11 protein-coding genes and 1 tRNA gene are annotated in these 12,927 nt (G+C 68.9%); 9 read left to right on the top strand and 3 right to left on the bottom strand.

The features are described from left to right. The first annotated feature begins 56 nt into the window (after positions 1-56). Entirely contained in the window at positions 57-989 is a 933-nt protein-coding gene (locus AB0K18_RS01085; RefSeq protein ID WP_364908054.1) for a LysR family transcriptional regulator, read from the top strand. Between the two features lie 285 nt (positions 990-1,274). Next, positions 1,275-1,348 (top strand) — tRNA-Ile (locus AB0K18_RS01080). A gap of 748 nt (positions 1,349-2,096) precedes the next feature. Here the strand turns inward: AB0K18_RS01080 and AB0K18_RS01075 are convergent. Beyond that, positions 2,097-2,582: an IS3 family transposase gene (locus AB0K18_RS01075; protein WP_364908052.1), complete on the bottom strand. Its 486-nt coding sequence runs from the start codon at positions 2,580-2,582 to the stop codon at positions 2,097-2,099. Positions 2,583-2,886: 304 nt separating this feature from the next. Here AB0K18_RS01075 and AB0K18_RS01070 point away from each other — a divergent pair, with 304 nt between their 5' ends. The 7 genes from AB0K18_RS01070 (at position 2,887) to AB0K18_RS01040 (ending at position 10,084) form a co-directional block, all read left to right on the top strand. Then, positions 2,887-3,216, top strand: a complete 330-nt coding sequence (locus AB0K18_RS01070; protein WP_364908049.1) for a PadR family transcriptional regulator — start codon at positions 2,887-2,889, stop codon at positions 3,214-3,216. A 2-nt stretch (positions 3,217-3,218) separates the two neighbouring features. Beyond that, on the top strand, positions 3,219-3,608 hold the full coding sequence (locus AB0K18_RS01065) for a DUF1048 domain-containing protein (protein ID WP_364908047.1): 390 nt from the start codon (positions 3,219-3,221) through the stop codon (positions 3,606-3,608). Beyond that, positions 3,608-4,372 (top strand): ATP-binding cassette domain-containing protein, encoded by a 765-nt coding sequence (locus tag AB0K18_RS01060; RefSeq protein ID WP_364908044.1) that lies wholly within the window; start codon positions 3,608-3,610, stop codon positions 4,370-4,372. The genes AB0K18_RS01065 and AB0K18_RS01060 overlap by 1 nt, the downstream gene beginning before the upstream one ends. A gap of 12 nt (positions 4,373-4,384) precedes the next feature. Continuing rightward, positions 4,385-5,149: an ABC transporter permease gene (locus AB0K18_RS01055; RefSeq protein ID WP_364908042.1), complete on the top strand. Its 765-nt coding sequence runs from the start codon at positions 4,385-4,387 to the stop codon at positions 5,147-5,149. 9 nt (positions 5,150-5,158) lie between these two features. Beyond that, on the top strand, positions 5,159-6,358 hold the full coding sequence (locus AB0K18_RS01050) for a cytochrome P450 (protein ID WP_364908039.1): 1,200 nt from the start codon (positions 5,159-5,161) through the stop codon (positions 6,356-6,358). Positions 6,359-6,861: 503 nt separating this feature from the next. After that, positions 6,862-8,055: a serine hydrolase domain-containing protein gene (locus AB0K18_RS01045; protein WP_364908037.1), complete on the top strand. Its 1,194-nt coding sequence runs from the start codon at positions 6,862-6,864 to the stop codon at positions 8,053-8,055. A gap of 484 nt (positions 8,056-8,539) precedes the next feature. Continuing rightward, entirely contained in the window at positions 8,540-10,084 is a 1,545-nt protein-coding gene (locus AB0K18_RS01040) for a cellulose binding domain-containing protein (RefSeq protein WP_364908034.1), read from the top strand. 99 nt (positions 10,085-10,183) lie between these two features. On the opposite strand, the gene AB0K18_RS01035 is transcribed toward AB0K18_RS01040, so the two are convergent. Both AB0K18_RS01035 and AB0K18_RS01030 read right to left on the bottom strand, forming a co-directional pair. After that, on the bottom strand, positions 10,184-11,422 hold the full coding sequence (locus AB0K18_RS01035) for an iron-containing alcohol dehydrogenase (RefSeq protein ID WP_364908031.1): 1,239 nt from the start codon (positions 11,420-11,422) through the stop codon (positions 10,184-10,186). A 43-nt stretch (positions 11,423-11,465) separates the two neighbouring features. Further along, complete coding sequence (locus tag AB0K18_RS01030) at positions 11,466-12,926, bottom strand: NAD-dependent succinate-semialdehyde dehydrogenase (RefSeq protein ID WP_364908028.1); 1,461 nt, start codon at positions 12,924-12,926, stop codon at positions 11,466-11,468. Position 12,927: the final 1 nt, after the last annotated feature.

The raw sequence follows: 12,927 nt of genomic DNA, 5'->3' as shown, positions 1-12,927 counted from the left end.
ACAATTCCTGACATAGAGGCATTGTCTGTAAGAGACCGCCGCTTTACCTTCCCGTTATGGACCTCGAGCTACGGCACCTCAGGATCGTCCGCGCAGTCGCGGACGCGGGAAGTGTGAGCAAAGCCGCGTCCCTGCTCGGGCTGGCACAACCGGCCCTGACCGCGCAGCTCAAGCGCATCGAGAGGGTGCTCGGCGGCGCCCTCTTCGAGCGTGACCGCCACGGCGCCAGGCCCACCCGCCTCGGCGAACTCGTGCTCGCCCGCGCGCGTGTGCTTCTCCCCGCAGCCAAAGAACTGCAGGACGAAGCCGTACGTTTCGCTCACACCCCCTCCCCCGGTTTCCGCATCGGCGCCACCAACGGGCCGATACTGGGCGGGCTGGTCGACCGGCTCGCCGCCGAGCGGAAGGTCAGCACGTACACGTCGTGGTCGACGTACGAGCTGAACAGCATGGTCGAGCTCGGCCGCCTCGACTACGTGCTCACCGGCGCCTGCGGCGACTCCGGCACCCCCACCGGCACGCTCGTCTGGGAGACCATCAGCCTCGACCCCGTCTTCTGCCTGGTCTCCGCCGATCACCCGGTCGCGCGGGAGAAGGAGGTGCAGCTGGCCGACCTCGCCGACGAACAGTGGGCGGTCACGCCGGGCGACGGCTGCTTCGCCGACTGCTTCGCGATGGCGTGCGCGCGGGCCGGGTTCACGCCGGGAACGATCTACGAGACCGACGTACCGACCTGCACCCACCTCGCCCAGGTCGGACGGGCCGTCGTCCTGTGCCAGGCCACCCACCAGCCCGCCCAGGGGCTCGTCATGGTGCCGCTGGCCGGCGCGCCGCTGCGCTGGCGGCAACTCCTCGGCCGCCACCCCACCGCCCCCGAAGCCGCCTGGGTGATCTCGCAGGCCAAACAGGCCCATCTGGACGCCGTACGCCGCAGCCCGATCTACTCGGACTGGCTGGTCCGCACCCCTGGCTACGGCACCGCCCCCTAACCCCGCCCACGTCAGGGAGCCGCGCCCCCTGACCACTCAGAACTCCCAGCCCTCCGCATCTCCCACCGGCCCCCTCCCGACCGGCCCCGCCCGGCAGTACGCCCACGGAGAATATGATCGTTCCGCACTCCACCAACCCCGGCAGACATGGAATGATGTCGCAGGAACCCGTTCACCCCGCCTGGCCCGGCACCACGACCGGATCCGATGCTCTAGCCTTGGTTAGCGCCTAGGCCACGGCAAGATCCTTCAGCCGCCGCGCCAGACACGACACAACTTCATCCAGGGGCGGTAGCTCAGCCGGTCAGAGCATCGGACTCATAATCCGTGGGTCGTGGGTTCAAGTCCCACCCGCCCTACTCTTCTCACCACCGCACATACGCGGAATGGATCTTGGGACGTTTTCCCAGGTCACACCTAGCAAAAGACCCCGGTTGGAGTCCGGGGTCCATTGCGTTCCGCGTCGCTGCGAAAGGGCTCCCAAGATCCGGCCGTTGGCGACCTCCCGCTGTCCGTCGATGCACTTTGCGTACACCTTGAGCAGCACATCCACCCCGTGCCCGGCGCGCTCTGCGGCTTCCGGGGCATGGACGCCGGCGTTGAGCCAGAGCGACACGGCGGCGTGCCGCAGGTCGTACGGCCGGGCAGCCAGCGGGGACGACCTGCTCGGGAGCGGGGGCGAAGGCCCGCGCCACCTTCCACACCTTGGAGATGGTCGAGCCCGAGAAGACCTCACCGGTTCGAGTTGCGGAACAGCCGGCCATCGTCCGCCACGCCGTGCTGTTCGATGTGCTCCCTGAGGATGGACACCAGTTCGGGAGGGATCGGAACGATGCGGGTCGTCTTCACGTCGCGATGCTTCAGGCCCCGCCCGTCGTGCCTCTTCCCCGAGTCCGTGTAGCGCTTCGGCGTACCGCCTATGCCCCATAAGGGGGATTTCTTGGAGGCCATATGGACCAGGGCCGATGCGTTCTAGGCTGATGGGACGCGCGGCGCCTTGACCTGCATCCGGGAGCAGAACGATTCCATCATGGCGTTGTCGAAGCAGTCGCCGACGCTGCCCATCGAGGGCAGCAGGCCGGAGTCCTTGGCCCGCTGGGTGAAGGCTCAGGATCCGAGCTGGACCCCCTGGCCGGAGTGGATGATGGTTCCTGCGGGTGGTGTGCGGTTGTCGATGGCCATGCCTAACGCGCTGGTCACCAGCGTGGCGGTCTGGGGGAGTCGATGGACCAGCCGACCACCCGGCGGGAGTAGGCGTCCAGCACTATGCAGCAGTACACCTTGCCCTCGCGGGTTCGGGTGCTCGGTGATGTCGGTGATCCACAGCTGGTTGGGCCCGGTCCGGGTGAAGGCGCGGTCGACCAGGTCGGTGGCGATCTGGTCCGGTCTGGCGCGCCGCCACTTGGGCCGGCCGCTGAGTCCTTCCGGCCCGGCCCGGCGCATGAGTGGCTCCACCGCTTCGTGGCTGACCGTGACCTGGTGGCCGAGGGTCAGTTCGGCGTGCACCTGGCGGGCGCCGTAGGTGCCGCGCGAGTCCTGGTGGATCTGCCGGATCAGGCTGGTCAGGCGGGTAGCCCCGTCGTCCCATGCCACCTTCCTCTCATCAAGCGGCACAAGAATCCAGAAAATCACCTCCACTCAACCCGGGGCACACCGCCTTGAGGACGGCCAGCATCAGGTCGGTGATCTTCCGCCGAACATGCGCACTGGGGTGCCCCAGTTCCGCTTCCAATTGAAGCGGATGCGCCCTCGCTCACGAAACGGCGATCAGGCCACCCGCACCTCCACGCTCGGAATTCTGACCCATTCTCAGCTATCCGGTGTTGCTAGGTACCGGTAGTCAGTGTTACTTTATACCGGTAGTCAGCGTCACCGAGTAGCTGAAAGGAGGTGCTCCATGGGCAAGCTCGCGACGGAGATGCTCAAGGGCACGCTGGAGGGCATCGTCCTGGCGAGCCTCTCCGCCCGTCCCGCCTACGGCTACGAGATCACGGCAAGACTGCGCGACCAGGGCTTCACCGACATCGTCGAAGGCACCATCTACGCCCTGCTGGTCCGGGTCGAACAGCGCGGCCTGGTCGACGTGGAGAAGGTCCCGTCGGAAAAAGGGCCGCCGCGCAAGGTGTACTCCCTCAACGGCCAGGGGCGGGAGTACCTCGAAGAGTTCTGGAGGACCTGGAGCTTCCTGGCCGAGAGGCTCGAACAGCTCCGCGAAGGGAGCAAGTAGACATGGCCGACGAATCGAAGAATCGCTACCTGCAGTACCTGGAGCTCGTTACCGGGCCGCTGGAGGAGAAGAAGCGCTGGTGGCAGTACAAGGCGCGCATCAAGCACCTCCCCGACAACTACCGCACGGCCGTCGAGGCGCTGGAGCGATACCTGATGCACTTCGGGCCGGCCGACGGTGCCGGCGCGATGGCGATGTACGAGGACCTCGCCGACCTGTTCGAGCAGAGCGCCGCCGACCGCACCCCCATCCGCGACATCTTCGGCGAGGACCCCGTGGAGTTCGTCGAGGCATTCATGGCCAACTACCCCCTCGGCCAATACCGGACCCGCGAGCGCAACCGCTTCACCAGCGCCATCGACCGCGCCGCAGAACAAGACAGGACACAGTGATGACGACCCAGCAACCTCCCGCCATCCAGGTGCACGGCCTGGAGAAGTCCTACAAGAATCTGCAGGTGCTGCGCGGCGTGAACTTCGAGGTGGCGCGCGGCAGCATCTTCGCCCTGCTCGGCTCCAACGGAGCCGGCAAGACCACCGCCGTGAAGATCCTGTCCACGCTGCTCAAGCTCGACGCCGGTACCGCCCGCATCAACGGCTTCGACGTCGCCACCCAGGCCGCCGACGTGCGCGCATCGATCAGCCTCACCGGCCAGTTCGCCGCCGTGGACGAGATCCTCAGCGGGCGCGAGAACCTCGTCCTGGTCGCCCGCCTGCGCCACCTCAGGAACCCCGGCAAGATCGCCGACGATCTGCTCGCCCGCTTCTCCCTCACCGACGCAGGCGGCCGGAAGGTCGCCACCTACTCCGGAGGCATGCGCCGCCGCCTGGACATCGCGATGAGCCTGATCGGTGACCCGCCGGTCGTCTTCCTCGACGAACCCACCACCGGCCTCGACCCCCAGGCCCGCATCGAGGTCTGGCAGGCCGTTCGCGAGCTCGCCCAGGGCGGCACCACGGTGCTGCTCACCACCCAGTACCTGGACGAGGCCGAGCAGCTCGCCGACCGGATCGCGATCCTGCACGAGGGCCGCATCCTCGTCAACGGCACCCTGGACGAGCTCAAGCGGCTGCTGCCGCCCGCCAAGGTCGAGTACGTCGAGAAGCAGCCCACCCTCGAGGACGTCTTCCTCTCCCTCGTCGGCACGAAAGCCTAAGGAACCCCCACCATGAGCAAGCATTTCTTCGGCGACACCACCGTCCTGCTGGGGCGGTCACTGCGCCACATCACCCGCAGCCCCGACACCATCATCACCACCGCGATCATGCCGATCGCCATGATGCTCATGTTCGTCTACGTCTTCGGCGGCGCGATCAGGACCGGGTCGGACTCCTCCTACGTGAACTACATGTTGCCCGGCATCCTGCTCATCACCGTCGCCTCGGGCATCGCCTACACCGCCTACCGCCTGTTCATGGACATGCAGGGCGGCATCTTCGAGCGTTTCCAGTCGATGCCGACCGCCCGCTCGTCCGTGCTCTGGGCGCACGTGCTGACCTCGCTGGTCGCCAACCTGGTCTCGCTCGTGGTCGTCATGCTCGTGGCGCTGCTGATGGGTTTCCGCTCCAGCGCCGGCGTGCTGGCCTGGCTGTCGGTGGCGGGCATCCTGATCCTGTTCACCCTGGCGCTGACCTGGATCGCCATCATCCCCGGCCTGACAGCCAAGACCATGGAGGGCGCCAGCGCGTTCTCCTACCCGCTCATCTTCCTGCCCTTCCTCAGCTCCGCCTTCGTGCCCACCGACACCATGCCCACCCCGCTGCGCGTCTTCGCCGACAACCAGCCGGTCACCTCCATCGTCAACGCCATCCGCGCCCTGTTCGCCGGCCAGGCGGTCGGCAACGACATCTGGGTCGCCCTGGGCTGGTGCGTCGGCATCCTCGTCGTCGCCTACGCCTTCGCCATGAACACCTACCGCCGCAAGATCTCCTGAGGAGTCCCCATGACTCACACCCTCCCCTCCATGCCCACCAGCCGCCGGCCCGGCTGCCCCTTCGACCCGCCCAAGGAGCTGATCGACGCCCGCGAGCAGAGCCCGATCAGCCACTTCACCTTCCCCGACGGCCACCAGGGCTGGGTCGTCACCGGCTACGAGCTGACCCGGCAGATCCTCGCCGACCCGCGCTTCAGCTCCCGCCGGGAGCTGATGAAGCACCACCCGACCGTCGACTACGGCGACATCGAGGTGCCCCCGGCGCCGCCCGGCGAGTTCCTGCTGATGGACGAGCCGCGGCACGGCCGCTACCGCAAGCCGCTGGTCGGCAAGTTCACGGTCCGCCGGATGCGGCTGCTCACCGAGCGCGTCGAGCAGGTCACCGCCGAGCACCTGGACGCCATGGAGAAGGCCGGGCCGACCGTGGACCTGGTGACCGCATTCGCCAAGCCGATCCCGGCCATCGTGATCTGCGAGCTGCTCGGGGTGCCGTACGAGGACCGCGGCTTCTTCCAGGAGAACATCGACAAGTTTCTCGGCGGCGAGGTGGGCGACGAGGAACTGTTCGCCGCCTACGTCGCCACGCAGCAGTACCTCGCCGAGCTGATCGCGGCCAAGCGGGCCGACCCCACCGACGACGTGCTCAGCGACCTGCTCGACAGCGACCTGACCGACGAGGAACTGAAGGGCATGGCCCTGATCCTGCTGTCGGCCGGCTTCGACACCACCGCCAACATGATCGCCCTGGGCACCTTCGCCCTGCTGCAGAACCCCGACCAGCTCGCCGCGCTGCGCGCCGACCCCTCCCTCACCGACCAGGCCGTGGAGGAGCTACTGCGCTACCTGACAGTCGCCAAGCAGTTCTTCCGGGTCGCCCTGGAGGACGTCGAGCTGGGCGGCCACACCATCACGGCCGGCAGCACGGTCGTCCTGTCCCTGTCCACCGCCAACCGCGACCCCGACCGCTTCACCGACCCGCACCGGCTTGACGTGCACCGGCAGGAGGGCGGCCACCTGGCCTTCAGCCACGGCGTCCACCAGTGCCTGGGCCAGCAGCTCGCCCGCGTCGAGCTGCGGGTGGCGCTGCCCGCGCTGCTCGGCCGCTTCCCCGCGCTCCGCCTGGCCGTGCCCGCCGACGAGGTCGCCCTGCGCCCCGAGGCCGCCGACATCTATGGCGTCAAGAGCCTCCCGGTCACCTGGGACGCCTGATCACGAACCGACGTCGGGCGAGGGCTCGCACGAGCCAGACGCGTCACCGACCACTCATCACTCGCGCCACGCTGACCAGTACCTGCCCTGCCCCATCCCGCACCCCTCACATCCGGATCCACGGCAACTCACGCCGCCGCTCCACCACCTGGCTGCGCGACCACGGGACGCCGATCCCTGAGATCGTCGGGGACGACCCGGCGGAGTAGGCGGGGCGTTCGTCAAGAGCTACTCCGATGGCGGTCACGCCCCGGCCCCGGAGCGGCTCGCAAGATCGAACACTGCAGATAAGGACATTCATCATGGGACAAGACAACCACCGCTTTTCCACAGCGGGGCTGCGCAGACTGCGCGAAGTGCTGGCACGACATGTCGAAACCGAGCCGACTCCTGGGCGGGTTCCCGGGCCAGCCGGCCAGAGCGGTCAGACGCACGCCGGAGCGATCGGGACGATGCGCCGTGACGGTGCCGGGCCGAGACGCCGGCACACCGTCTTCCGGCCGGTGGCGGTCACGGCGCTGGCGGCCGGGCTGTTGGCCGGAACGATCGCACCCGCGGTGGCCTCCGCGGACAGCAGCACGGCCGTGCCGAAGGCCGCCGCCGAACAGGATCGCCCGGACCTGCAGCAGGCCATCCAGGCGTTCGTCGATGCCGGTTTCCTCGGGGTACAGCTGCGAGTGCACGATGAGCGGGGCGAGTGGGTCGGCGGCGCCGGGGCGCGCAAGCTGGGCGCAAGCGCGAAGCCGCCGAGCAACGGGCATTTCTGGGTGGGCAGCGTGACCAAGACCTTCGTCGCGACCGTGGTGTTGCAACTGGTGGCCGAGGGCAGGATCGGGCTGGACGCCCCAGTAGCCCGCTACCTGCCCAACCTCGGGCTGGACCGGCGGATCACGGTGCGGATGCTGCTGCAGCACACCAGCGGCCTGTTCAACTACACCGGCGACCTCAACCCCGACGGGAAGTGGGTGCCCGGTCTCCCCGCGACCGGCAAGGAGTGGCTGGACAACCGGTTCCACTCCTACCGGCCGCAGGAGCTGGTGCGGTTCGCGCTGTCCAAGCCGAGGAAGTTCGCGCCGGGGACGGACTGGAGCTACTCCAACACCAACTACACGCTGGCCAGGCTATTGATCGAGAAGGTCGCCGGCCGTTCGTTCGACGCGGAGCTGAAGCGGCGGATCGTGCGGCCGCTCGGGTTGAAGGGCACTGTCGTGCCGGGCAACCGGACACAGCTGCCCGCCCCGTACGCCCACGGCTACTTCCGCTATCAGGACGCCGGCCAGTGGAAGGTGGCCGATGTCTCCCGCCAGAACCCCTCCCTGCTGGCAGGTGCCGGAGACATGATCTCGACCACCCAGGATCTCCAGACGTTCTTCTCCGCGCTGAACGGCGGAAAGCTCCTGCCGGCCAAGCTGCAGGCCGAGATGCGCGAGCCGCACGCGAAGAGCGACCCCCTCTATGGCCGCTACGGGCTGGGCATGTTCGTTAAGGACCTGGGTCCGGCCTGCGGCATCGTTCTCAACCACAACGGCAGCCCTCCGGCGGGCTACGCCGCGCTGATGTACAGCTCGCCCGACGGCAGCAAGACGCTGACCGCCTCAGTGACCACCGGCGACGCCCCATTCGACCTCGCCACTTACCCCAAGTTGCTGGACGGGCTCGTCAAGGCGGCGTTCTGCGACGAGCCGGCCGCAAGCTGACCTGCGAAGGCTCACCGGACACCACGACCCCGTCCGGCACGTCCGGCGGGGTCCGTTCCCTTGCTGCTGCGGGCCTGGTTGGGAAGCGCGGCGGCCTGGCGGTGCTCAGCGCGTTTCGGCTCGCGACCCTTACGGAGTCTCGGCGCAGGCCAGGTGTAGCACGCTTGTTGCCGTGAAACTTTCAGTCTGTTCCGGGTGAACGATGTGTCACCTGCCAGCAGGAGGGGCATGAGTCGCCGCTCATCCGTAACGGAGGAGCGGGCCGCGCCTTGACGGCATCTGCCCGCCTCGTATTTGCTCCGGTCGCACCACCACCCATCGGCGGAGGGCAGGCGCGAGAGCTGTGTTAGCGGTAACACGATTATGTGTCACGCCTTTCGTCTGCCACCAGGCCGGCACGGACGAGAGGACTGATCAACCCCATGTTGACGCTATCCGAGGCCCCGGCACCGCCCCTCTCGGCGAAGCCACAGGCAGGTGAGTGATGTTACGGGGTACATCCATCTTCGCCGCCGTCGCGGTCGCGGCGCTTCTCGTGACGGCCACCGGTGGTACGGCGCTGAGCAGCAGCGAAGCCGCGTCACGCACGGCGAGCGCCGCCGCGGCGACGGCGGGCTGCGGCAAGACTCCAACGCTCAGAAGCGGCACGCACTCGATCCAGAGCGGTGGCCGGACTCGCTCCTTCATCTTGAGAATTCCCGACAACTACAACAACGCCGATCCCTACCGGTTGATCTTCGGGTTCCACTGGCTGGGCGGCACCGCCAACGACGTCGACTCGGGCGGGTCCAGCGGATTCACCTGGTCCTACTACGGGCTCAGGCAACTGGCGAACAACACCGCGATCTTCGTCGCCCCCCAGGGCCTGAACAACGGCTGGGCCAATTCCGGCGGCGAGGACCTGACCTTCGTCGACGACATGCTCAAGCTGATCGAAGCAGACCTGTGTGTCGACACCACGCAGCGGTTCGCCGGAGGCTTCAGCTACGGCGGCGGCATGAGCTACGCCCTGGCCTGCGCCCGGGCGACGGTCTTCCGCGCGGTCGCCGTCTACGCCGGCGCACAGCTCAGCGGATGCAGCGGCGGCACCCAGCCCATCGCCTACATCGGGCTGCACGGCCTCAGGGACAACGTGCTCAACATCTCGCTGGGCCGGTCCCTGCGCGACACGTTCGTCAGGAACAACGGTTGCACCGCACAGAACCCTCCTGAGCCGGCACAGGGCAGCCTGAGTCACGTCGTCACCGCCTACTCGGGATGCCGGTCCGGGTACCCGGTCGTATGGGCGGCGTTCGACGGGGGTCACACCCCCGGTCCAGTGGACGGGTCCACCGGCGACGACGGCGCACGGACCTGGACCAAGGAAGTGGTGTGGAACTTCTTCAACCAGTTCCAGGGGGGCACGGACGACACCACGCCACCCACCGCCCCTGCCGGACTGGCGGCCTCCGGCACCACCGCAAGCAGCACCAACCTGTCCTGGACCGCGGCCACCGACGACGTCGGGGTGGCCGGCTATGACGTCCTGCGCGCACCCGGGGCAAGCGGCGGCACCTTCGCCCAGGTCGGCACCTCGGCCACGACCTCGTACAGCGACACGGGCCTGACCCCGAGCACCACCTACCGTTACCAGGTCCGCGCGCGGGACGCCGCCGGCAACCTCTCGCCGGTGTCCGCCACCGTCGCGGTCACCACCACCGGCGGCGGCAGCACCGGAGCCTGTACGGCCACGCCGACCGTGCAGACCCAGTGGGGTTCGGGCTATGTGGTCCAGCCGCTGACGATCACCAATACCAGTACCTCGACGATCAACGGTTGGACGGTCACCTTCACGCTCCCGGCCGGGCATACGCTGACCGGCTCGTGGAACGCCGCCGTCACCACCAGCGGGCAGACCGTCACGGCCAAGAGCATGAGCTACAACGGCACGTTGGCCCCCGGAGCCGGCACCACCAGCCTCGGCTTCCAGGTCAGCCGTCCCGACGGCAACACGGCCCTGCCCTCCGGATACACCTGCACCAGCCCCTGATCGATGTGCGAGCCCGCCCCTACCGGCACCCGCCGGTAGGGGCGGGCCCACGGCGGCTCCCATCAAGGCGTAGCCGGCGATCGTCACACGAAAGGCTCGTCACTGTCCCTGCTCCGGGGTCAGGACGCGTCGGGCCCGGTCCCCGTGCCAGGCCGCTTCGAGGATCGCGGTCAGGCTGGCGGTGTCGGTCGGACCCGGATGGTTCTGGATCAGGCGGGTGACACCGCCGGCCATCTCCGCGAAGCGCGGCAGGTCGGCGCGTGCCACGCCGATGTCCGCCAGGGTAGGAGGGATGCCGATGTCGGCGAGAAGCCCGTCGAGCCAGGTGAGGAACGTGTCGGCGGCCTCGGCCTCCGAGGCGTCGGTCACGTCGAGCCCGCACACCCCGGCGAGGATGGCCAGCCGGTCGCCGATGGCGTCCCTGGCCGCGTCCAGCGCGTAGGGCAGCAGCAGCCCGACGCCCAGGCCGTGCGGTGTGCGGGTGGCTGCGCCGATGGGGTACTGGAGGGCGTGCGGAGCCGCGTTGCCCGCGTGGGCGAAGGCGAGCCCGGCCAGCATGGACCCGTAGGACATGTCCGCGCGCGCCTCCTTGTCGCCTCCGTCCCTGACGACATGGGGCAGGCTGCGGGCGATCCGCTCCGCCGCCAGGAGCGCGTAGTGATCGGTGATCGGGTTGCGGCCGAGGAAGACCTGCTCCACCGGGTCGCGCGGTCCGTGGGGCCGGGGTCGCGCGGTGTAGCTCTCCACGGCGTGGCAGAACGCGTCGATGCCGGAGTGGGCGGTGACGGTCGCGGGGCAGGTGTAGGTGAGCTCGGGGTCGACGATGGCGAAGTCGGGCACGATGTGGACGCTGGAGACCCCCACCTTCAGCTCGCGGTCCGGGTCGGTCAGCACCGAGACGGGCGTGAGCTCGGAGCCGGTGCCTGACGTCGTCGGGATCGCGACGAGAGGAGTCGTCGGCCCCGGCACCTTCGACTCGCCGTAGAAGTCGCGCGGCGTCCCGCCGTGGCACCGGATGACGCCGACGATCTTGGCGAGGTCGATCACCGTGCCACCTCCGATGGCGAGGATCACGTCGGCGTCCACCTCTGCGGCGGCCGAGACGGCCAGGGCGACATCGGCGAGTGGCACGTCCGGGGTGGCGTCGGCGAACATCCCGACGACCTCGACCTTCTCCCGTACGGCGGCCACGATCCCGGCCACGCCCGGCTGTCCCAGAAGAACCCGGTCGGTCACGATGAGGACGCGCGAGCCGCACTCGGCCACCACGCGTGGAATGTTCTGCGCGACCCCTTCGCCCACTATCAGCTGGCGTGGTCCGCGGACGGTCTCAAGCATGTCAGTGCCTCTCTGGAACGTCGGCGGTGCGGGTCCGTGCCGGTCACGGTAGGTCGATCGCCGCGTAGGTGACGTCGAGGTACTCGAGGACGCCCTCGTGCGACCCCTCCTTGCCGATCCCGGACTGCTTCACGCCTCCGAACGGAGCCGACGGGTCCGAGATCAGGCCACGGTTGACGCCGAGCATCCCCGTCTCCAGCCCCTCGGCGAACCGGATCGCCCGCTGGAGGTCACGGGTGAAGACGTATCCGGCCAGGCCGTGCTCGGTGTCGTTGGCCTTCGCCAGCACCTCGTCGTCGGACGTGAACGAGAGGATCGGCGCCACCGGGCCGAAGATCTCCGTCTGCAGCATCCGCGCGTCTTCGGGCACGTCGACGAGGACCGTGGGCGGGTAGAAGGAGCCCGGCCCGTCCGGGCGCTCGCCGCCCACCAGGACACGGGCGCCGCGATCGACCGCGTCGGCGACGAGCTCGTCGAGCTTGGTGACCGACGCCTCGTCGATCAACGCCCCGACGTCCACGCCTTCGTCGAGACCGTGGCCCATCGAGAGCGCGCCCATCCGCTCGGCGAAGCGCGCCGTGAACTCCTCGCGCACCGGCTCCTCGACGTAGATGCGGTTGGCCGCGATGCAGGACTCCCCGATGTTGCGCATCTTGGCCACCATGGCACCGTCGAGCGCGACGTTCAGGTCCGCGTCGGCACAGACGATCAAGGCCGCGTTGCCGCCCAGTTCCATGGAGGTGCGCAGCACGTTGTCGGCCGCCTGCCGGAGCAGCACGCGCCCGACCTCGGTCGACCCGGTGAACGAGAGCTTGCGGGTCCGGCGGTCGGCCAGCAGTGGTGCGACCACCTCGCCGGCGCGCGTGGTCGTCACGACGTTGACGACACCCGGGGGGACGCCGGCCTCCTCCATGATGCGGGCCAGGAACAGCATGGTGAGCGGCGTCTGGGCGGCCGGCTTGGTGATCGTCGTGCAGCCCGCCGCCAGCGCAGGAGCCATCTTGCGGGCGCCCATGGCCAGCGGGAAGTTCCAGGGCGTCACGAAGACGCACGGCCCGACCGGCTTCGGCACGGTGAGGATGCGATATCCACCGGCGGGAGCGGTGTTGTAGCGCCCCTCGACCCGCACCGCCTCCTCGGCGAACCAACGGAAGAACTCGGCGCCGTAGGCCACCTCTCCGCGAGCCTCGGCGAGCGGCTTGCCCATTTCGAGCGTGATCAGCCGGGCGACCTCCTCGGATCGCTCGATCAGCGCCCGGTACGTCGCGGTCAGCGACTCCGACCGTTTCCGCGGCGGGGTCGCCGCCCACTCCGCCATCGCCTCGCTCGCCGCGTCCAGGGCGGCGAGCCCGTCGACGGCGCCGGCGTCCGCCACCTCGGCGATGGTCTTGCCGGTGGCCGGGTCCTCGACGGCGAAGGTGGCTCCGCCGGCGGCGTCGCGCCAGGCGTCGCCGATCCGGAGCCGCCGGTGCTCGGGGGCCAGGACGTTCATCGGGTCACTCATC

This window comes from Nonomuraea sp. NPDC049421 (genome assembly GCF_040677005.1).
Classification (GTDB): Bacteria; Actinomycetota; Actinomycetes; order Streptosporangiales; family Streptosporangiaceae; genus Nonomuraea; species Nonomuraea salmonea.
Note: the sequence above shows the minus strand (reverse complement) of the source record. Positions and strands in the feature narration are given on the sequence as shown.

What these genes read in the sequence shown, in the direction of transcription:
- AB0K18_RS01085 (WP_364908054.1), top strand. Translation starts at nt 57, where the DNA reads ATGGACCTCGAGCTACGGCACCTCAGGATCGTCCGCGCAGTCGCGGAC.
- AB0K18_RS01070 (WP_364908049.1), top strand. Translation starts at nt 2,887, where the DNA reads ATGGGCAAGCTCGCGACGGAGATGCTCAAGGGCACGCTGGAGGGCATC.
- AB0K18_RS01065 (WP_364908047.1), top strand. Translation starts at nt 3,219, where the DNA reads ATGGCCGACGAATCGAAGAATCGCTACCTGCAGTACCTGGAGCTCGTT.
- AB0K18_RS01060 (WP_364908044.1), top strand. Translation starts at nt 3,608, where the DNA reads ATGACGACCCAGCAACCTCCCGCCATCCAGGTGCACGGCCTGGAGAAG.
- AB0K18_RS01055 (WP_364908042.1), top strand. Translation starts at nt 4,385, where the DNA reads ATGAGCAAGCATTTCTTCGGCGACACCACCGTCCTGCTGGGGCGGTCA.
- AB0K18_RS01050 (WP_364908039.1), top strand. Translation starts at nt 5,159, where the DNA reads ATGACTCACACCCTCCCCTCCATGCCCACCAGCCGCCGGCCCGGCTGC.
- AB0K18_RS01040 (WP_364908034.1), top strand. Translation starts at nt 8,540, where the DNA reads ATGTTACGGGGTACATCCATCTTCGCCGCCGTCGCGGTCGCGGCGCTT.
- AB0K18_RS01035 (WP_364908031.1), bottom strand. Translation starts at nt 11,422, where the DNA reads ATGCTTGAGACCGTCCGCGGACCACGCCAGCTGATAGTGGGCGAAGGG.
- AB0K18_RS01030 (WP_364908028.1), bottom strand. Translation starts at nt 12,926, where the DNA reads ATGAGTGACCCGATGAACGTCCTGGCCCCCGAGCACCGGCGGCTCCGG.